Here is a 20177-nt window from a genome sequence, read left to right as displayed (position 1 = left end):
GGTGAGTAAGTTAATGATTGTTAAGATTCGAGGTTTTTAATTGATTAAAATCTATGGCAATCCAAGTTAATGCTAGCATTGGGGCGGTTTCGGCATTGGTTACAATTCCCTTTACCAAGTCAGCAAACGTTGAAGTTAATAGTGACTAAAGGTGATGACTGAGCAGAAATACTTGATCAGAACGATGACTGCAGCGGAGATTGCTTTGGCGGTGGATTGGGCGGCTGCGGAGGGCTGGAATCCCGGTCACCAAGATGCTGACTGTTTTTACCAAGGCGATCGCCAGGGATTTTTCGTGGGTTTATTGGACGGGGAACCAATTGCCACCATTTCGGCGGTGAAATACAACGAAGAATTTGGTTTTATCGGCTTTTACATTGTCAAACCGGAGTATCGAGGTCAGGGTTACGGCTGGCAAATTTGGCAAAGGGCTTTGGACTATTTACAAGGCTGCAATATCGGTTTGGACGGAGTTTTGGCCCAACAGGCAAATTATCAAAAATCCGGTTTTCATCTGGCTTACCGCAATATTCGTTACCAGGGTGTTACCGGCGGCCTATCGTCCCCATCCCCCCATCTGGTCTCCCTAGAAGATGCCATGGCCTGGGAAGATGTATTGGCCTATGACGATCAATGCTTTCCTGCCCCCAGGGAAGAATTTTTACGAACATGGTGTCATCAATCGGGGCACCAGGCGATCGCCTACCAAGAAGATGGGATTTTACGGGGTTATGGCGTTCTACGCCCCTGCCGAGTAGGTTACAAAATCGGCCCTCTGTTTGCTGATACTCTAGAGGTAGCGGAAATTATCTTTTTAGCTCTAAAAGCAATTCCTGCAGCGGAAAATACCATTTACCTAGATGTGCCGGAACCCAACCAAGCGGCGATCACTCTAGCAACGAAATACAGCCTGCAGGTAGTTTTTGAAACTGCTCGAATGTACACTGGGCAAGCCCCCTCCATCGCCCTAGATAAAATTTACGGAGTTACATCCTTTGAGTTAGGTTAACTTTTAAGTCCGGGTAAAATCCAAGTTTTCGTAAAGGATTGTGACAAAATCCCGCAAAACTGCAAAAATTCGTGGGGAAAAGTGATCCTACTTCCACACTTTGTGCATAGAATAAGGCAGTGAAACAGCCAGTCTGCGGGGATTTCAGGGATTTTTAATGCCAAATTTCTGTGTCTATCCGGGCTGTGGAGCCTCCCGATGACCCTGTTATGGGGAGAAAATGCCTAAAAAATGAGTCTATTCCAACAAACTCACTCTCAAGGAGATTTTTTCAGATGAATAAAGGCGAATTAGTCCATGCGGTCACGGACAAAGCGAAAGAGCAACTGGGGGAAAGCATCACTAAAAAGGAGGTAGATGCGGTAATTTCAGCCGCCATTGATTGCATCATGGAAGTGGTGGCCGAAGGGGAAAAAGTAACCCTAGTGGGCTTTGGTTCCTTTGAAGCCAGGGAACGTAAGGAACGGGAGGGCCGTAACCCCAAAACTGGGGATAAAATGCTCATTCCAGCAACTAAGGTGCCGGCTTTCTCCGCAGGCAAAATGTTCAAAGATAAAGTTGCTCCTGAGAAAAAATAATTGCCACTGACCTTTGTTTGAGCGACCCCACCACGGTGGTAATTTGGGTTGGGCAGCGCAGATGGCAGGCTGTCCAGCTTTTTCTTTACTAGATTTTTCCGCCAGTATTAATCCTTTGGGCCCCCCCGCCTCTGTCCTGGCCGCCATTGAGTCAGCTTTGCCGGCCCTGCGCCACTATCCCGACCCCCAATATATTCATCTTCGTCAGGTGATCGCCGATTATCATCAGTTACCGATGGATTGGGTATTACCTGGCAACGGTTCAGCGGAATTATTAACCCTAGCGGGGCGTACCTTTACTAGCTTGGACTGTACCTATGTGGTCACCCCGGCGTTTGGGGACTATGGCCGCAGTTGGCGTGGAGCCAGAGCTAAATTACACTCCATTCTTTGGCAAGTGGATCAACCCTGGCCTTGGGAAAAACTACGATCGCCATCGGAAATTGCCAATACTTCAGCCATCCAGTCCTCACACCACGGTTTAATTCTCAATAATCCCCATAATCCCTCCGGCACTCTACTAGCTCGGGAGGAAATTCTTGCCCTTCTGCCCCACTATCAATGGGTGTTGTTGGACGAAGCTTTTATGGACTTTTTACCCCCGGGGGAAGAGCAAAGTCTGGTGGGGGATTTGGAGAAATATCCCAATTTAATTATTCTCCGTTCCTTGACCAAGTTTTATCGTTTGCCCGGATTACGCTTAGGTTATGCCCTAGCCCATCCAGATCTTTTAGCTCAATGGCAAGCTTGGCGGGACCCCTGGCCAGTGAATGTGTTGGCCGAAGCAGCGGCGATCGCCAGTTTGGAAGCCGAGGAATTTCGTCAACAGGTTTGGCAATGGTTACCCCCTGCCCGCAGCGCTTTGCAGAAGAATTTAGCCAATTTAGCAGGATTATGTCCCCTGGCTAGTCAAGCTAATTTTTTGCTGGTTAAAACGGCCATGCCCGCTCCAGAACTCCAACGGGAACTATTAACTAAATTCCAAATCTTAATCCGAGATTGCCTTAGTTTTCCCGAATTAGGTGAGGATTTTTTCCGAGTGGCAGTGCGGACAATGGCAGATAACCAAAAATTAACCCAGGCCCTAGCTACCATCATGGCCACAACCTACTCCTAATTCGATACATAAATCTTGAAAAGATCGGAGTGGCTCCCTCATGCCATGCTTTCAGGTGTTCAATGCCTAGACCGATACAAGAGCAATAGGAATAATAAAAACCTGCTTGCAGAGTAGGGCAACTGAGCCGCTGTACAATGTCCAAATTCCTAAAGTTTTGCAGACTGTAAGCCGGGGCGAGGCCATTAGGATGGCAATACCTTGGCTAAATATTTCCCTGTGTAAGAACTTGGATGTTGCGCCACCGTTTCCGGCGTTCCTGTAACCATAATTTTTCCACCCCGATCGCCACCTTCGGGGCCCAGATCAATAATCCAATCACTACAGCGGATTACGTCGAGGTTATGTTCAATTACTAAAACAGAATTCCCCTTATCTACCAAGCGTTGCAATACGTTGAGTAAATGGTGGACATCGTAAAAAGATAGCCCGGTGGTAGGTTCATCAATGAGATATAAAGTTTTGCCCGTGGCCCGGCGGGATAACTCGGAAGCTAGTTTGACCCGCTGGGCTTCTCCCCCGGATAAAGTGGGGGCCGGTTGACCCAGTTTGATATAACCCAAACCCACATCTACCAAGGTTTGCAGGCGATTTACTGCCCTGGGAATATTCTCAAACACTGTCAGGGCTTCCTCGGTGGTCATGGCCAGCACATCGGCAATGGAGTAGCCCTTATATTTAACTTGCAGTGTTTCCCGGTTATATCTGGCTCCTTTGCACACATCACATTGCACATACACATCGGGCAAAAAATTCATTTCAATCACGTTAACTCCCTGACCAGCGCAGGCTTCACAGCGTCCCCCTTTGACGTTGAAAGAAAATTGTCCCGGCTTATAACCCCTAGCTTTGGCTTCAATGGTTTGGGTGAAAATTTCTCGAATGGGGTCAAAAATACCTGTATAGGTGGCGGGGTTGGAACGGGGAGTGCGGCCGATGGGGGACTGGTCGATGACAATAACTTTATCGATCGCCTGGAGGCCGGTGATTTCCCCTAAATTCTTGGGAAAGGCCACTTGGCGGGAAAGGTGATGTTGTAGAGCTGGATGGAGCAGTTCATTGACCAGGGTGGACTTGCCGGAACCGGATACCCCCGTAACACATACCAGTTTGCCCAGGGGAATGGTCACATCAATATTACGCAAATTATTATGGCAACAACCTTGGAGGGTTAACTTGGCTCCGTTACCATTTCTCCGTTCCTCCGGAGTGGCGATCGCCTCCCGACCCGATAGGTAAGCCCCGGTGAGAGACCTTTGATTTTTTAGTAAAGTCTGAAAATCCCCTTGACAGACAATTTCTCCCCCATGGATACCCGCTTTCGGTCCAATATCAACAATATAATCAGCGTGGCGGATGGTATCTTCATCATGCTCCACCACAATTAACGTATTACCCAGATCCCTTAACTTAGTCAGAGTGGCCAACAGACGATCATTGTCCCGTTGATGCAAACCAATGCTCGGTTCATCCAAAACGTATAAAACTCCAGTGAGACCGGAACCAATTTGGGTGGCCAGGCGAATACGTTGGGCTTCTCCGCCAGATAGAGTCATGGCGGCCCGGTCGAGGGTCAGGTAATCCAAACCTACGTCCAGGAGAAATTGCAAACGGGCTTTGATTTCTTTTAATGCCAATTCCCCAATCATGGCTTGCCGGGAAGTCAACTCTAGATTTTCAATCCGTTCCAGGGTCTGGCGGATGGGCACACTGGTTAAATTGTTAATGTTGTACTGCCCTAGCTTTACTGCTAATGCTTCTGGCTTTAACCTTTTGCCGCCACAGGTGTGGCAGGGTTGATTAATAATATATTTTTCTAACTTTTGCTTAATAGCATCGGAATTGGTTTCATCATAATTTTTTTGCAGGATATTTAATGCTCCAGCAAAACGACGATAATAACCTTGTTTATTGCGGTAACGGGATTCCCCTTCAAACCAAATTTCTTCTTCTGTGCCGTATAAAATTATTTCCTTTTGCTCTTTGGTTAGCTTTTTCCAGGGAGTTTGTAACTGAAAATCAAAATGCTGTCCTAAACTGTACAGTAACGACAAGTAATAGGAATTATCTTTTTCTGACCAGGGGGCGATCGCCGCATACACTGGTTTTTCGGGATCAGGAATGACCAAATCTGGGCAAAAAGACCGCACAAAGCCAATGCCATGGCAATCGGGACAAGCACCGTAGGGGGAGTTGAAAGAAAATAAGCGGGGGGAAAGTTCATCCATCACCGCCCCATGTTCTGGACAGGCAAAGTTTTCTGAAAAGATAATTTCCTTGGGTAACTCTGCATGGTAAGCCTGGCCGTTTTCTGCCGCTTTTAATGCTTCTTTGTCGTCTTTTTTACCTCCATCTAACACTGCCAGCGTTGGCTTGTCCAAAATGTCAATAATGGCGGTGCCTTCTGCTTGCTTCAAACAAGTACTGAGTGAGTCTACCAATCGTTCCTGTAAACCTTCTTTTTTGATCAGGCGATCAATAACTATTTCAATGGTGTGGGCTTGGTTCTTTTTTAATTCAATATTGTCACTTAATTCTCGCACTTCGCCGTTAATTCTTACCCGCACAAAGCCTTGGGAAACTAAGCTAGAAAGTAGTTGCACATGGGTCCCTTTTTTGCCCTTTACCACCGGAGCAAGAATTTGAAACTTAGTTCTGTCCGGTAACTCCATCACCCGATCGCACATTTGGTCAATGGTTTGGGGCGCAATATTGCGTTGGCAATGGGGACAATGGGGACTGCCAGCCCTGCCAAATAACAGACGGAGATAGTCGTAAATTTCCGTTACCGTACCCACGGTGGAGCGGGGATTGTGGGAAGTGGATTTCTGATCGATGGAAATAGCCGGACTCAACCCTTCGATGCTGTCCACATCAGGCTTATCCAACTGCCCCAAAAACTGCCGGGCGTAAGCACTGAGGGATTCCACATAACGCCGTTGTCCCTCTGCAAAAATAGTGTCAAAAGCTAGGGAAGATTTGCCTGACCCCGACACCCCCGTAAACACAATCAGGCGATCGCGGGGCAGGTCTAGATTCACATTTTTTAGGTTATGTTGTCTAGCGCCTCGAATACGGATGCTGTTTTGTTCGGGCATAGGGGGAGACAAGGCTCTTAACTTTTCTTCACGATTTTAAACTGTCTTTGCTAATCTTGGCTGGCGATCGCCATTTACGCTGAGCAAGAAATGTTGAGCTGATACAATTTTCTAAAGTGTCAAAATCAACTAGATCAAAATAACCATTAATGTCCAAGGCAACCAGGGGACCAGAATTTGTTCAATACTTCGTTCCACTACTGAATGCTTTAAAGGAATTGGGCTATTCTGGCACTCCCACTGAAGTCAAGAATCTGATCATTGAAACACTGCAAATTTCTGAAGAATTGTTGGAAGAAAAACTGAAAAGTGGCTCTTCCCGAGTAATCAATCAAATTGACTGGGCTAGGTTCTATTTGGTAAAAGCAGGCTATTTAGATTCCTCAAAACGAGGAGTGTGGACATTAACGGAAAAAGGCATATCAGAAACGGTAACTAACCAAAAAGCATTCACTATTTTCAAAGAAGTTCAGGGAGGCTTCAAGGATAAAAAATCGGTGGACTCCGCTGAAACCAATGGGGAAATTCAAGAAGAGGAAATTTCTGCCCCTGATAATGACACTAGCCCAAGCACCGTTGATTATCGGGAAAAACTATTGCAAATTTTACGAGCTCTACCTCCCAGTGGATTTGAACATCTTTGTAAACAGTTTTTGCGAGAAGCTGGTTTTCAAGAGGTGGAAGTGACAGGCAAAACTGGGGATGGAGGTATTGATGGCAAACGCATTTTGCAAATTAATCCCCTGTTAAGCATTCCAGTTTTATTTCAATGTAAGCGTTATACTGGCTCAGTGGGAGCACCACGAATTAGGGATTTTCGCGGAGCTATGATGGGACGGGCTGATAAGGGCATTTTGATCACCACCGGCAGTTTTACCAAAGAAGCAGAAAGGGAAGCCATAAGGGACGGAGTATCCCCCATAGAATTGGTAGATTCCAACAAGTTAATCAAGATGTTTGAGCAACTAGAACTAGGCTTAAAACCCAGAACAGTTTACGAAATTGATACAGATTTTTTTGATCGCTTTCGATGACCGTTGCAGTCTAAAGTCGGCGCCAGCGACGGCCATCTTTATTAATTAACCATTCTGCCTCTGCTGGTTCCCAGGTTCCAGCTTCGTACAAGGGCATGGAAAGAGGATCACTGGGGGCATCCCAAGCCGACAACACCGGAGTTACTACTCGCCAAGCTTCTTCTACCTCGTCGGCTCTTGTGAACAGGGTTTGGTCTCCCAACATACAATCTAATAAAAGGCGGTGATAGGCATCCGCTGCGGCCACTCCAAAGGATGAACCATAACTAAAATCCATATCTACAGTGCGGGTACGCAGTTCTGAGCCGGGCATTTTTGCCTCAAAACGCAGGGAAATACCTTCATTGGGCTGAATTCTTAGACTCAACACATTGGGATTAGCTTGGTGGGCCACCGATTGAAAAATTAACAGAGGTACTTGCCGGAATTGAATTGCGATTTCACTCACTTTTTTAGGCATGCGCTTACCGGTGCGGAGATAGAAGGGCACCCCCTGCCAACGCCAGTTATCCACCATCAGTTTGAGGGCCGCAAAGGTAGGAGTGGTGGAACTCAGATCTACCCCCGGTTCTTCTCGATAACCCGGCACTGGTTTGCCTCCCATCCAACCAGCTTTATATTGGCCCCGGATACCGGCATTTTCCAAATTATTAATATCCGCTAAACGGGTAGCCTGCAACACTTTAACCTTTTCGTTGCGAATGCTGTCCGCGTCAATGGCATTGGGGGGGTCCATGGCGGTGAGACAAAACAGTTGCATGAGGTGATTCTGCACCATATCTCGCAAAGCCCCGGCGGATTCGTAATAACCGGCTCGTTCTTCTACCCCTACCGTTTCTGCTACGGTAATTTGCACATGATCGACAAACTGACGGTTCCACAGTGGCTCAAAAATAGCGTTGGCAAAGCGGAACACCATCAGATTTTGCACCGTTTCTTTGCCCAGGTAATGATCTATGCGATACACCTGATTTTCTTTGCAGACACTCTGCACTACCCGGTTCAAGCTTTGGGCTGAACTCAAATCCCGACCAAAGGGCTTTTCGATCACAATGCGACTTTTAACCGGGTCACTCAGCATACCCGCTGCCCCCAATTGTTTAATACCCGGGGGAAAGAAGTTGGGGGAAACAGCTAAATAAAAGACTCGATTGCCTCTGGTGTTACGTTTTTCATCCAATTCCCCCAGGAAGTTTTTCAATTTGAGATAGCTTTCTGGGTCATCCATATTGCCAGAGCAGTAGAATAAACCCTGGGCAAACTCATTCCACAGGTCTTCACTGCCAATGCCGGTGGAAAATTCTTCGATGCCCTTACGCATCTGCTCACGAAAATGGTCGTGGCTCCAGTCCCTTCTCGCAAAACCGACCACCGTTAACTCTGGAGGCAAGCGGCGCTCTCGTTTCATTTGGTAGATGGCTGGCACCAATTTCCGTTGGGTAAGGTCCCCCGATGCACCAAAAATGGTCAAAATGAGGGGTTCTGGAGTGCGTTCTTGACGGAGTCCAGTGCGGAAGGGATTTTCGAGTAGCGTTACCATGGGGAATGCTCGTATTGTGTGGCCACTTACGCTTTAAAATAACTCACAATTCCCAAAAGTTTTCTTTTTCCGGCAAAATTTTCAGGAAAAATTCCTTTCCTAGTCCAAATCCTGAAATAGGGGAGTGCTGAGGTATCTTTCCCCAAAACTGGGTTGGATCATGACAATCAATTTATCTTTATTGGCAGGTCTTTTTGCCACTTTGATGGCCGCCGCCAGAGCTGCTCCAGTGGAAATCCCCGATAATATTCCTTCTTCCCTGGCTAATCTACGACCGTAGGCGATCGCCTCTTCATCGGTCACGGCAATCACTTCGTCAATCAGGTTTACATCTAACACTTCGGGAATAAAGCCCGCCCCAATACCTTGAATTTTATGCGGCCCCGGCTTACCCCCTGATAAGACTGGGCTATTTTGGGGTTCTACGGCGATCGCCTGAAAACTAGGTTTTTTTTCTTTTAACACAGAAGCCACCCCGGTAATAGTCCCACCAGTGCCAACCCCCGCCACGAGGAAATCAATGGCTCCATCGGTATCTTGCCAAATTTCCAATGCCGTAGTCTGTTGATGAATTTGAGGATTAGCCGGATTATCAAACTGTTGCAACATATAGGCATTTGGCAAACTCTCAGCCAATTCTTGGGCTCTTCTAATACATCCCCCCATCCCTTCACTCCCCGGGGTCAGTTCTAGTTTTGCTCCATAGGCTTTTAACATCGCCCGCCGTTCTTGGCTCATGGTTTCAGGCATCGTCAAAATTAATTGGTAACCCTTGGCTGCGGCCACCATGGCAAGGGCAATGCCGGTGTTACCAGAAGTGGGCTCAATGAGCAGAGTCTTCCCTGGTTCAATTAATCCCTCTTGTTCTGCCCGATTAATCATATTGATGCCAATGCGGTCTTTTACCGAAGCCGCTGGATTCATCCCCTCCAACTTAACCACAATCTTGGCCCCACATCCCTCCGATAGGGGAATGCGATTGAGGCGAACCAGAGGAGTACGGCCAATTAGCTCTGTAATATTACTGGCAATTTTCATAGGTAAGGGCCCACCAAGAAGGGAAATCTGCCTGCATCTTACAACGAAAAACCCCACCAGAGGCGGGGTTAAAGAGTTATTAGAGTTTAACTTTCAAACAAGTGCCTTAAGAAGACGGACTCAGGCTTAGAAAGTGAAGGTACCACGAACGGTGCCGATGAAGGCGTCGGTGGCGTTCGTGGTCTGTTCAGGCTTGGAAATCCAGATCACACCGGGAGTTATAGAAAGGTTATCGGTGAGTTGATATTTGTAGAACAATTCAACTTGCAGAGGATTAGCAGTGGTTACAAAGGTGGTTCCCAAAGTATTGTTGGTGAAACCGGAAACATAGGGTTGAACACCAGCAAAGATGCCAAGAACGTTGCCTTCTTTACCAAGGTCGGGGAAGGCAAAGCCTCCACCGTAGGTCCAGATATCACCGTTGTCTTTACCAATCAAAGTAACATTGGTGTAGCTACCATAGGCACTGAAGCTCAGCCAATCGGCAATGTTCCAAGCCATTTGAACGCCATAGCTGTTGGTTTGCTTACCACCAAAGTCATAGGGGTTGATAACGTTGCCAGATGTGCTACCACCGCTCACATTATTGTTGTAGGTAGCTGCATCCACAGGAGGAGCACCTACACCCAAACCGTTCACAAAGTCATCGTTCAACTCAGAACGGTTGAGGTTAGCCGCAGTGGTACCGACAATACCTTGAGTGCCGCCTTTGCCGAAGATAGCGGCATCAGGGGTGGTGTAAGCATTAACGTAGGTGAAGCCTAGGCTAACCCGGTCGAAAATGTTGGTGGTAATTTGAGCCAAGGCGCTATAGCCACCGTTAAACAAACCGTTACCACCGCTGCTGAAGTCATAATTGTTGCCGGTGGCAGGGTTAGTAACAGAGCCACCACTGCTGGGGTTGTTGCCGGTGCTAGCCAAGTAACCCAAGCTCAAGGAAGTGGGGCCCAACAGATTGCTGAGGAAGCCCAACTCGAGGCTTGTACCTATACCAGTACCGCCACCAATGGAGTAGATGGGGTTCTGGGCGGTGAACTGACTCAAGGAACCTTTCCCGCCAGTGTAGTCGTCGAAATAGGGGTTCAGGGTAGGAACGAAGTCATCCCAGATACCGCCCCAAGCAGCAATGTAGTTGTTGAGACGGAAGTTTTCGCCCAGATCCAAGGGAACATAGTAAGCTAACCAGTCAACGGCTACGTTGTTGTTGTCGCCGGGGGAAAGCTGGTGCACCTGGGTAAAGGTGGGGCTTTCATAGTAGTCACCTACAATACCGATGGGGTTACCGGTCTCGGGATCAATAACATTCTGAGTAGGATAGAAGCTCTTGAAGCGATTACCGTTACCAGCGGCGAGACGGGTGACCAACAGGTCTTCACCGGAGAAGCTGGTGTTGAACTGTAAACGAACCCGGTTCTGGAATACCGCTTGGTTGTTATCGGTTTGGTTGTTGAGAGTCTTTTTGGTACCAAAAATGGCGGTGGGAGCAAATATTACTTCCCCGGTCAATTTGGTGGTGGTAGAAAACTGATGGTCTTCGAGGAAAGAGGTGCGGGCTTCGAGGTTATCAACCCGAGCGCCCAAAGCAGCCAATTCTGCCTCGAATTCCTGCATGAGGCGTTTTAGTTTGTCGATGTCCTCTCGGAGAACAGCCACGTTTTCCTGAATCAAACGTTCCATAACGTTCATACAGGCGTTAAGACCGGCGGCAAATTCCCAACGGCTGAGGGCCCGATCGCCACGGAAGGTACGGTCAGGGTAACCAACGATACAACCGTAGCGTTCCACCAAGCTCTTGAGCGCTTCATAGGCCCAGGCAGTGGGTTGCACATCGCGGAGTTCGCTAACGCTGGTTACTTGATCAATGGCAGAAGACTGACCTTCGGCAGTGTATTGGTCTAATTGGTCTAAAACTTGAGCATTCGTAACGTTGTCGGGAGCAGCATTAGCAGCACCAGCCACAAGGGCGGCACCGATCACAGCAGGGCTCACTAACAGGGACTTCCAAGATAGTTTAAGCATTTTTAGCTTTTCCTCACACCTAATAATGACTACGGGAACCAAGTCCTATACTCAGTGACACATTGTACACGTTTTTTTCGAAAGAGTGGGAGAAGTTGACAATTTTCTTTAGATTCATGGTAGATGCTAGGCTAAGCAAGGCCATTGGTCTGTTTTGCGGGCTAGCTCAGGGAGCCAGGACCACAATCAGTGTTGGTAAAGAAAAACCGCCTACAGCTTCTGCTCACGGAACGATGATGTTGATGGTTAATAACAGATTATAGTTGCTATTTTGGTGATGGCTAGAGTCAGGGCCAGTTTTTAGGCCGGCCATGGTTCCCGGCGTGATGATGGAGCATTTGTCTGAATTCAGTTTTGACTTTGGGTTAAGTATTGTTTCACTTGAACCAATCTTTTTCTCAGGGCTGTTTGAGGATGTTGTAAAGCTTTTTCTCGGGGCATATCCGGCCCCACTAGGCTAAAAATTCTCAGCACGTTAGGTAAAACTGTCTGACTTAATTGGCATTGTCCCGCTACGATGATCGCCGGTTTATTGATTTTTTCTGCTAGCTCAAGAACGCCTCCCACCACCTTACCCTGTAGGGATTGATGATCGAAGCAACCTTCTCCGGTAATTACTAGATCGTATCCAGCCATGGCTTGTTCCAACTGGGTCAATTTGGCGATCGCCGTAAAACCTGATTCTATCTTTGCCTCCAATGCCCAGGCCACGCCCCCTCCCATTCCCCCAGCGGCCCCGGCCCGAGGAAAATTAATTTCAAAGCCATCAAACTCCCGCACTACTCGGGCAAAATGACGCAAACCTCGATCCAAGCGTTGAACCATAGCTGGATCTGCCCCTTTTTGCGGAGCATAGACCTGGGCGGCCCCATTAGCACCATAAAAAGGATTGGTCACATCGCATAAAACGGTTACCTGAGGAAAAGCATTTAAGACTGGAGGAATAATTTCGGCAACCTTACCCAGGGCTTGCCCTCCCCAACCGACGGACTGACCTTGAGAATCTAAGAACTGCCAACCCAATGCCATTAGTAAACCTAAACCTGCGTCATTGGTAGCAGAGCCGCCGATCGCCAATTGAATTTGCGTTGCTCCTTGCTTAACAGCGTGGGCAATTAATTCTCCGGTGCCGTAACTGGTAGCAATTTCCGGATTACGTTCCCCAAGGGATACCAGGGGTAAACCACTGGCTTGTGCCATTTCAATGACTGCTGTTTTCTTTTCTGACAACCACACGTAACGGGCATTAACCTTTTGATCTGGCAATGGGCCCTGTACTCGCACTGTCTGCCATTGGCTGTCGAGATTATTGGCGATCGCCTCCAGGGTTCCTTCGCCGCCATCAGCCAAGGGATGGGCAATACAATCAAATTCCGGCGCTAAAACATCTAGAGCAATCTGGCAAACCTCACCAGCGGAAAGCGTCCCCTTAAAAGAGTCTGGTGCAATCAAAATTTGACGCATTGGGGAATTCAGTAACCTACCTTATCTCGTCTATGCTTCTCAGTTTCCCAACAAAAAAATTAACGACGATTTAAACCTTCTGCTGCTTCCCGGAAAGGCTCCACTTCAGGACTAAAATCGATGGGCAGAACTGCCACCACGTTTTCATGGGGTCGGGGAATAATCACCCAGGTTTTTACGTCTGCCCCTTCCGTGCGGTTAATGGCATCAATACCAGCAGCCATGGCAGTTTTTACTTCCTGTACATCGCCACGGATATTAAGGGTGAAACGAGCACTCCCTGCCCGAATATAGCCCACAATGGTAATCCTACCGGCCTTAACCATGGCATCAGCAGCGGCAAGAATACCGGGAAAACCAATGGTTTCAATGGAACCGACGGCGGATTGGGCGGACATATTGTTCTCCTTGACAGTGGCGGCAAAAACGAAAGGACAGATAAATAAAACCCAAACCTTCGACTTAACGACTAGTCGGGGTGGGAATTAGCAAGAATCCCATGGTCAACTATAGGCTAAGTGGTGTACATCGGACTACGAGGGCAGAAAAGTCTACCTCAGGTGCGGAAGCGAGCGACTTTTTCTGTGTATTCCACCGGCAAAACTGCCAGTACATTTTCGGGTGGATTGGGCACAATATAGTGGCTGACAACTTCTCCCCCCATAACAGACTCATTGACCGCGGCTAGACCCATCTTCATTGACAGATTAACCTCCGATACTGGGCCCCGTATCGCCACCACAAAATTCCCCCTCTCGGCCAAGTCATAGTACACCAGGGTCACCCTACCCCCCTTGAGCATGGCATCGGCAGCGGCCAAAACGGAGGGAAAGCCAAGGGTTTGTATCACGCCAACGGCCTGGGGCATGGAAAATTCCTCTAGGGAAACGGATGGAAACAGTCAATCGGACTAAGCAAGCGAAGATTACAACTTAGCTAGCTTTTTATCCTATCAAAAACATGGCACGGGCAAATCAAGCTGCAAGGTCCTAGTGCTGTTGACCACGGTAATTAGTTGCTTGGACTAGTGTAAAAAACTATAAATAGCCTTCGCCTTTGTGCCCTAATCGACATCCACCCTTGTCCCCTGACTAAAATCTCCGCTATGGTGGCCAGCCAGTGTGTCAGAATACTAGATTGTTGTGCCCCGATCGCCCTTGCTTGGTTTGCCTACACCGGACCAACAAGGAGAGATGCGGCGGCGGTCTAAATTGTTATTAAAAACTAAGTTTTCCCCCAGAAATCATGGCTGAGACCCTACTGTTTGCCGCCCTACGCCAAGCCCTTGACGAAGAAATGGGACGGGATGTCAACGTCCTTGTGCTGGGAGAAGATGTGGGACTCTATGGCGGTTCCTATAAGGTGACCAAGGATTTGTACGAGAAGTATGGCGAAATGCGGGTGCTGGATACTCCCATCGCCGAAAACAGTTTCACCGGCATGGCGGTCGGGGCGGCCATGACAGGATTGCGCCCAGTCATTGAAGGCATGAATATGGGTTTTCTTCTGCTGGCGTTTAACCAAATTGCCAATAATGCGGGGATGTTGCGCTATACCTCCGGCGGCAATTACCAAATTCCCATGGTTATCCGTGGTCCTGGGGGCGTAGGTCGGCAATTGGGGGCAGAACATTCCCAACGGTTGGAGGCCTATTTCCATGCGGTGCCGGGGTTAAAAATTGTGGCTTGCTCCACCCCCTATAACGCCAAGGGATTGCTCAAAGCAGCCATTCGGGATAATAACCCAGTGTTATTTTTTGAGCACGTACTTTTGTACAACTTGAAAGAAAACTTACCCGACTACGAATATATTGTGCCTCTGGATAAAGCCGAAGTGGTGCGTCCCGGTAAGGATGTCACTATTTTGACCTATTCCCGCATGCGTCACCATTGTTTACAGGCACTAAAAACTTTGGAAAAAGAAGGCTACGACCCGGAAATTATTGATTTGATTTCCCTCAAGCCCTTTGACATGGAAACCATCAGCGCTTCGGTGAAGAAAACCCATCGGGTCATTATTGTCGAAGAATGTATGAAAACCGGAGGCATCGGCGCTGAGCTCATTGCTCTAATCAATGATCATCTCTTTGATGAATTGGACGGGCCTGTGGTGCGCCTTTCTTCCCAAGATATTCCCACTCCCTACAACGGTATGTTGGAACGGCTGACCATTGTGCAACCGCCCCAAATTGTGGACGCAGTTAAGGCGATCATCGGCTAATTGGCCTCAAAACAGTACCCCTTGCCATAAACGGAATTAATCAGGCGGGGGGCATTGGGCTGTTCAATTTTGCGCCGCAGTAATCGCACCAGGGCCGCCAGCACGTTACTACTGGGGGGGCTTTCGCCGGGCCAAAGGTGGGAATAGATCTCTTCGTGACTGAGAATTTGTCCGGGAGCTTGTAAGAATAGGGTTAACAGCGCCACTTCCTTTTCCGAAAGGGCAATGCGTTGACCCTGGCAATAGGCCACCTGATTGGCCACATCTAGGCTAACGTTGTTGACGCTGAGCAAATTATTTTTGACTGCACCCAGGGTTTCCGTGATGGTTTCTCCGTGGCTTTGTCGCCGCAGTAGGGCCCGCACCCGGGCTAAAAGCTCCCGTAGTTCAAAGGGCTTAATTAAATAGTCATCTCCACCGGCATCCAAGCCCGCCACTCGGTCATCAAGGGTATCTTTGGCAGTGAGAAATAAAACCGGCGTTGAATGACCCAGAATCCTAATTTGACGACAAATCTCCAACCCTGATACTTGGGGCAACATCCAATCAAGGATTAACAAGTCATATTGACCGGCGATCGCCATGGCTAGGCCTGTTTTTCCTTGGTCAGCCACGTCAATGGTATGGCCCTGGTGCCCTAGGGCTTTGCTCAAGGGTTCCGTTAAGGCGTTTTCATCGTCCACTAAGAGGATATTGGCCATGGGGATGTTTTCTCAACTCTAGCAAGAATTTAGATTAGAGCTTGGTGGCCACCTGGGGGATCTGACTCTAACCAAGCAGTGTTTTGTTAGTCATAGTCTAAACTCCCATGGAAACAGTATTTTGGGGCAAATGGAAGCATTAAGATAGATCGGCAATTGATCGTAGTTAATTTTCTAATTATTTTCGATTGTTGTTGAAAAGCAGCTCTGTCCTCTACCAACATTGAGACGAAACTAAGTAAAAGCCCCTCAATATTATCTGATCTAGTGGACAAACTAAAAGTTGTCCAATGGAATCTGAGGATAAAGTAGAGTCCTATTTGAACATATTTTTGTCAGCAAATTAGCAGAAGGATCTATGGTGGTGGTGCCGCGATTACATTACCGCCAAGATTATCTGCTTTTTTATAGCGAGGTTTGAACTATGGGAACTAGTGCCAAATATCAATGTGTCTAGTACTGATTATTTATGCTTAATGGACAGCATAGAATTTATTATTCTTCCACCTAGATTAACGTAAGAGAGATAGAGAATTTTTATTGAAATCTTACTGCAAATTTAGAACAGTGGAGCACTATCGAAACACAACCGAGGCTGACCAACTTGATATTACTATCAACAACTTTAAATTTGGAACAGCCAACATTTTCCCATGCACTCCATTCAATCACCCCGACTACGACAACATTTCCCCCGGCGATCGCCGAAAAAATTGGCGTTAAAAAAGTCCGGTGGATTGGGCCATAGGGCTACGGCTTCCCTTTGCTATCGCATTGTGCTGTATTCCCACGACACCATGGGGTTGGGGCATAAGCGCCGTAATTTACTCATTGCCCAAACGTTACAAAAGTCTAGATTACCCGTTAAAATTTTGGTAATTACCGGCATTGAAGAAGGAAATGAAGCGCTAACTGCTGCGGGTATTAACTATGTGAATTTGCCCAGTCTGCGAAAAAATGCCGATGGTTCCTACGGCGGCCGGGATCTGGATCTGCCTTTGGAGAAGTTGATTGCGTGGCGATCACAGTTAATTCTAAAAACAATTCAGCAATTTCAGCCGGATGTGCTGATGGTGGACAATGTGCCCCGGGGAGTGGAACGGGAACTGGATCCCAGTTTGAAATATCTGCGACAACGACCAGAAAGCCTTTGTGTACTTGGCTTAAGGGATATTTTGGATCAACCGGGGACTGTGCAGCGGGATTGGGGGCAAGCAGATAATGAAAGGGCTATTCGTCGCTATTACGATGCCGTCTGGGTTTATGGTGACCCGCAAGTTTATGACCTACGACAGGAGTATGGTTTTGCCCCCGACGTGACGGCGAAAATGCGGCCCCTTGGCTATTTCCATCAGGGCGATCGCCTCCAACATCTAACTAAACCTTGGCAAGAAACGTTAAGTAACTGGAAATTACCATCCCGGTTCATTCTCGGTGCTGTGGGAGGAGGTCAGGATGGGGAAACCCTGGCGATCGCCTTTGCCCAAATTCCCTTCACCGCCGACTTGCCGGGGGTACTGCTCACAGGGCCGTTTATGCCCGAGTCTGTGCGACAAAAGTTAAAGATCAGTGCCCAGAAGAATCCCCACCTCACTATCCTGTCCTATTGTTCTGAACCAACCATGTTGATGTGGGCGGCGGAACGGGTAATCACCATGGGGGGCTACAACACCACCTGCGAAATTCTTTCCTTCCAAAAACCAGCTCTGATTATTCCCCGCATTAAACCTCGGCAAGAACAATGGCTGCGGGCCACCCGCTTAAAACAACTGGGTCTGGTAGATTTGCTTCATCCTGATCAAGTAAATGCCCAAAATTTGACAGCTTGGCTTCACTCTGCACCGGCCAACCAACATAACAAACCAGTTCTAAATCTCCGGGCCACCCAACAACTTCCCCTAGTTCTAGGTCAATTGCTCAGAACCCGTAATTGTTTCACCTGCCAAGCTTGCTAGCCCATTCCGTCGTAAATGTTCCATGGCCATTGCCTACGTTGTTAAACGCTATCCTCGTTATTCAGAAACGTTCATTGTCAATGAAATTCTTGCCCACGAAGCAGCGGGTTTAGACATCAAAATTTTTGCCCTCCGTCCTCCGGTAGATAGCTATTTCCAAGACAAAATTGCCCGGGTGAAGGCCCCCGTTACCTATATCCAAAAACCCAGCCAAGGGCGATCGCACCCTGATTTATTGGGGCAAAATCCCACCGCTGCTAGTTACCTCTGGGCGGAAATCCAAGCCACCGCGGCTCTCATTCCTAATATTTGGGAGAAGTTAGCCTACGCCAGCGGAGAGCGCTCTAGTGTTTTGTACCAGGCCCTCTGGCTTGCTCAAGCCGTCCGTCACCACGGAATTACCCATCTCCATGCCCATTTTGCCAGCGTTGCCACCAGTGTTACTCGCTTAGCGGCCCATTTTGCTGGGGTGCCCTACAGTTTTACGGCTCATGCCAAGGATATTTTCCATGAAAGCGTCGATCCGGCAGATTTTAGCTGCAAACTCCAAGATGCCTGCGTGGTGGTAACCGTCAGCGACTATAACCGGGCTTATTTACAGCACCAGTACGGGGAAGCCGCCAGCAAAGTACAGCGTATTTACAACGGTATGGATTTAACAGAATTGCCCTACCAACCCCGGTCGGAAAATTGTGAACCGCCGTTAATTATCTCTGTGTCACGCCTAGTAGAAAAGAAAGGCTTGACTTATCTAATCAGCGCCTGCGATCTCTTGCGCCGTTGGGATTGTGAGTTCCGTTGTCAGATCGTCGGTGCTGGTTCCTTGGAAGCGACATTGCGATCGCAAATTGTCCAGCATCAGCTAGAGCCTTGGGTGGAGATCACTGGCCCCAAACCCCAGGGGGAAGTGTTTCAACTGCTAAAACGGGCAAAGGTGTTTGCCGCCCCCTACATTGTTGGCCGGGATGGCAATCGGGATGGTTTGCCCACAGTTTTGTTAGAGGCGATCGCCTTGGGGACTCCCTGCGTGGCGACGGATGTAACGGGGATTCCTGAAATTGTTCAGCATCAGGAAACAGGATTGCTGGTGGCCCAAAATGACCCGGAAGAGTTAGCCAAAGCGCTCCAAACCCTCTTGAACCAAGCAGATTTACGTCATCGTTACGCCCAGCAGGCCCGCCAACGGTTAGAACAGGCTTTTGACCTGCGACGCAATAGCGCCCAACTCCGTGACTTATTTCATTTAGGGGAGGCCAAACGATGAAGATTGCTTACATCTGTGTCGATCCCGGCATTCCAGTCTTTGGTTGTAAAGGTGCCTCAATCCATGTGCAAGAGATTATCCACGCCTTTCAGAACCAGGGGGCAACGGTGACCCTGTTTGCGGCGAAGCTGGGGGGTGAACCGCCCAAGGATTTAGTTGATTTACCCGTTCACTGCCTGCCCAAGGTGCCCAAAGGAGATCCAGCAGTGCGGGAACAGGGCTTATTTCAACAAAATCAGACGTTGCAAAATTTATTAACCCAGGCAGATCCCTATGATCTTGTTTATGAACGTTATTCCCTCTGGAGTCATGCGGGAATGACCTTTGCCCGAAACTGTCAGATTCCTGGCATTTTAGAAGTGAATGCACCCTTAATTGAAGAGCAAGCCACACACCGGGTTTTACTAGACCGGGATTTGGCTTTGCAGGTGGCCGAAACAGCCTTTGGATCAGCAACAGCTTTAATCGCAGTGTCCCAAGAGGTTAAATCCTATTTGCAACAATGGGTTTCTGGCGATCGCCTTTTTGTCATGCCCAATGGGATAAACCCAGCTCGTTTTGCCGCTCTGTCCAAACTATCTCAGACAGAACTCTTCACTGTGGGTTTTGTTGGTTCCCTTAAGCCCTGGCATGGCCTGGATTACCTGATTGAAGCCTTTGCCCAACTGCGACGAACTGTCCCGGAAGCTCGTCTGTTGATTGTCGGTGATGGCCCCCAACGGCAAGTCCTTGAACGAGCGATCGCCCAGCGCAATTTAACTGCCCAAGTACAGTGGACCGGTACAATCCCTCCAGAGCAAGTCCCCCACTGGTTAAGTCAAATGAGCGTTGCCGTGGCCCCCTATCCCGCCAGTGAAGATTTTTATTTTTCGCCCCTGAAAGTGGTGGAATACATGGCGGCCGGGTTACCCATAGTGGCTAGTCGCATCGGTCAAGTGAAGGACATTATTGACGATGGGGTGACGGGGATTTTGTGTCTACCGGGGGAACCGACAGCCCTGGCCGAGGCCCTCGAACGTCTCTGGCGATCGCCCCAGCAACGGCAACAGTTAGGTCTGGCGGCCCGTGACTTCGTGCTTAAACACCACACCTGGGATCGCATTGCTGCTCAGATTTTGGCGATCGCCCAAGTCTGATTTT

General features: G+C 48.4%; 16 protein-coding genes. 8 read left to right on the top strand and 8 right to left on the bottom strand.

The window, feature by feature from the left end; genetic code table 11:
* Positions 1-151: 151 nt before the first annotated feature.
* The 3 genes from BWK47_RS04575 (at position 152) to cobD (ending at position 2704) form a co-directional block, all read left to right on the top strand.
* On the top strand, positions 152-1009 hold the full coding sequence (locus BWK47_RS04575; protein ID WP_162327731.1) for a GNAT family N-acetyltransferase: 858 nt from the start codon (positions 152-154) through the stop codon (positions 1007-1009).
* A gap of 275 nt (positions 1010-1284) precedes the next feature.
* Positions 1285-1587 (top strand): HU family DNA-binding protein, encoded by a 303-nt coding sequence (locus BWK47_RS04570; protein ID WP_014407089.1) that lies wholly within the window; start codon positions 1285-1287, stop codon positions 1585-1587.
* A gap of 13 nt (positions 1588-1600) precedes the next feature.
* The gene (gene cobD, locus BWK47_RS04565) at positions 1601-2704 is read left to right on the top strand and encodes a threonine-phosphate decarboxylase CobD (RefSeq protein ID WP_162327730.1); all 1104 of its coding nucleotides are present in this window, start codon (positions 1601-1603) and stop codon (positions 2702-2704) included.
* A 185-nt stretch (positions 2705-2889) separates the two neighbouring features.
* Here cobD and uvrA read toward each other — a convergent pair whose 3' ends face one another.
* On the bottom strand, positions 2890-5802 hold the full coding sequence (uvrA, locus tag BWK47_RS04560) for an excinuclease ABC subunit UvrA (protein WP_162327729.1): 2913 nt from the start codon (positions 5800-5802) through the stop codon (positions 2890-2892).
* A 149-nt stretch (positions 5803-5951) separates the two neighbouring features.
* On the opposite strand from uvrA, the gene BWK47_RS04555 reads away from it, so the two are divergent.
* Positions 5952-6836: a restriction endonuclease gene (locus BWK47_RS04555; protein ID WP_162327728.1), complete on the top strand. Its 885-nt coding sequence runs from the start codon at positions 5952-5954 to the stop codon at positions 6834-6836.
* 10 nt (positions 6837-6846) lie between these two features.
* Here the strand turns inward: BWK47_RS04555 and zwf are convergent, their stop codons facing one another.
* From zwf to BWK47_RS04525, 6 genes are all read right to left on the bottom strand, one after another.
* The gene (gene zwf, locus BWK47_RS04550; protein ID WP_162327727.1) at positions 6847-8376 is read right to left on the bottom strand and encodes a glucose-6-phosphate dehydrogenase; all 1530 of its coding nucleotides are present in this window, start codon (positions 8374-8376) and stop codon (positions 6847-6849) included.
* Positions 8377-8475: 99 nt separating this feature from the next.
* Positions 8476-9414, bottom strand: coding sequence for a cysteine synthase A (gene cysK / locus BWK47_RS04545; protein ID WP_162327726.1), 939 nt, complete (start codon positions 9412-9414; stop codon positions 8476-8478).
* 126 nt (positions 9415-9540) lie between these two features.
* The gene (locus tag BWK47_RS04540; RefSeq protein WP_162327725.1) at positions 9541-11433 is read right to left on the bottom strand and encodes an iron uptake porin; all 1893 of its coding nucleotides are present in this window, start codon (positions 11431-11433) and stop codon (positions 9541-9543) included.
* A gap of 348 nt (positions 11434-11781) precedes the next feature.
* Entirely contained in the window at positions 11782-12897 is a 1116-nt protein-coding gene (locus BWK47_RS04535; RefSeq protein ID WP_162327724.1) for a glycerate kinase, read from the bottom strand.
* A 59-nt stretch (positions 12898-12956) separates the two neighbouring features.
* Positions 12957-13295 (bottom strand): carbon dioxide-concentrating mechanism protein CcmK, encoded by a 339-nt coding sequence (locus BWK47_RS04530; protein WP_010872077.1) that lies wholly within the window; start codon positions 13293-13295, stop codon positions 12957-12959.
* Between the two features lie 158 nt (positions 13296-13453).
* Positions 13454-13765: a carbon dioxide-concentrating mechanism protein CcmK gene (locus tag BWK47_RS04525; protein WP_162327723.1), complete on the bottom strand. Its 312-nt coding sequence runs from the start codon at positions 13763-13765 to the stop codon at positions 13454-13456.
* Between the two features lie 377 nt (positions 13766-14142).
* On the opposite strand from BWK47_RS04525, the gene BWK47_RS04520 reads away from it, so the two are divergent.
* Positions 14143-15117 carry an alpha-ketoacid dehydrogenase subunit beta gene (locus BWK47_RS04520; RefSeq protein WP_010872075.1) on the top strand — a complete coding sequence of 325 codons (975 nt, stop codon included), beginning with the start codon at positions 14143-14145 and terminating at the stop codon, positions 15115-15117.
* On the opposite strand, the gene BWK47_RS04515 is transcribed toward BWK47_RS04520, so the two are convergent.
* Positions 15114-15818: a response regulator transcription factor gene (locus tag BWK47_RS04515; RefSeq protein ID WP_010872074.1), complete on the bottom strand. Its 705-nt coding sequence runs from the start codon at positions 15816-15818 to the stop codon at positions 15114-15116. The genes BWK47_RS04520 and BWK47_RS04515 overlap by 4 nt on opposite strands.
* 653 nt (positions 15819-16471) lie before the next feature.
* On the opposite strand from BWK47_RS04515, the gene BWK47_RS04510 reads away from it, so the two are divergent.
* The 3 genes from BWK47_RS04510 to BWK47_RS04500 are packed head-to-tail and all read left to right on the top strand — an operon-like array spanning position 16472 to position 20173.
* On the top strand, positions 16472-17773 hold the full coding sequence (locus tag BWK47_RS04510; protein WP_162327722.1) for a glycosyltransferase family protein: 1302 nt from the start codon (positions 16472-16474) through the stop codon (positions 17771-17773).
* A 22-nt stretch (positions 17774-17795) separates the two neighbouring features.
* The gene (locus tag BWK47_RS04505) at positions 17796-19037 is read left to right on the top strand and encodes a glycosyltransferase family 4 protein (protein ID WP_162327721.1); all 1242 of its coding nucleotides are present in this window, start codon (positions 17796-17798) and stop codon (positions 19035-19037) included.
* Positions 19034-20173 (top strand): glycosyltransferase family 4 protein, encoded by a 1140-nt coding sequence (locus tag BWK47_RS04500; protein ID WP_162327720.1) that lies wholly within the window; start codon positions 19034-19036, stop codon positions 20171-20173. The genes BWK47_RS04505 and BWK47_RS04500 overlap by 4 nt, the downstream gene beginning before the upstream one ends.
* Positions 20174-20177 lie beyond the last annotated feature (4 nt).

This window comes from Synechocystis sp. CACIAM 05, from assembly GCF_010222815.1.
Taxonomy (GTDB): Bacteria; Cyanobacteriota; Cyanobacteriia; order Cyanobacteriales; family Microcystaceae; genus Synechocystis.
The sequence above is the reverse complement of the archived record's forward strand: the minus strand, read 5'-3'. Positions and strand labels throughout refer to the sequence as shown.

Excerpts from the sequence above, each read along its gene's own strand:
- BWK47_RS04535 (WP_162327724.1), bottom strand. The coding sequence starts at position 12,897 with ATGCGTCAAATTTTGATTGCACCAGACTCTTTTAAGGGGACGCTTTCC.
- BWK47_RS04530 (WP_010872077.1), bottom strand. The coding sequence starts at position 13,295 with ATGTCCGCCCAATCCGCCGTCGGTTCCATTGAAACCATTGGTTTTCCC.
- BWK47_RS04570 (WP_014407089.1), top strand. The coding sequence starts at position 1,285 with ATGAATAAAGGCGAATTAGTCCATGCGGTCACGGACAAAGCGAAAGAG.
- zwf (WP_162327727.1), bottom strand. The coding sequence starts at position 8,376 with ATGGTAACGCTACTCGAAAATCCCTTCCGCACTGGACTCCGTCAAGAA.
- BWK47_RS04500 (WP_162327720.1), top strand. The coding sequence starts at position 19,034 with ATGAAGATTGCTTACATCTGTGTCGATCCCGGCATTCCAGTCTTTGGT.
- BWK47_RS04555 (WP_162327728.1), top strand. The coding sequence starts at position 5,952 with ATGTCCAAGGCAACCAGGGGACCAGAATTTGTTCAATACTTCGTTCCA.
- BWK47_RS04515 (WP_010872074.1), bottom strand. The coding sequence starts at position 15,818 with ATGGCCAATATCCTCTTAGTGGACGATGAAAACGCCTTAACGGAACCC.
- BWK47_RS04540 (WP_162327725.1), bottom strand. The coding sequence starts at position 11,433 with ATGCTTAAACTATCTTGGAAGTCCCTGTTAGTGAGCCCTGCTGTGATC.
- cysK (WP_162327726.1), bottom strand. The coding sequence starts at position 9,414 with ATGAAAATTGCCAGTAATATTACAGAGCTAATTGGCCGTACTCCTCTG.
- BWK47_RS04505 (WP_162327721.1), top strand. The coding sequence starts at position 17,796 with ATGGCCATTGCCTACGTTGTTAAACGCTATCCTCGTTATTCAGAAACG.
- BWK47_RS04510 (WP_162327722.1), top strand. The coding sequence starts at position 16,472 with ATGCACTCCATTCAATCACCCCGACTACGACAACATTTCCCCCGGCGA.
- uvrA (WP_162327729.1), bottom strand. The coding sequence starts at position 5,802 with ATGCCCGAACAAAACAGCATCCGTATTCGAGGCGCTAGACAACATAAC.
- BWK47_RS04520 (WP_010872075.1), top strand. The coding sequence starts at position 14,143 with ATGGCTGAGACCCTACTGTTTGCCGCCCTACGCCAAGCCCTTGACGAA.
- BWK47_RS04525 (WP_162327723.1), bottom strand. The coding sequence starts at position 13,765 with ATGCCCCAGGCCGTTGGCGTGATACAAACCCTTGGCTTTCCCTCCGTT.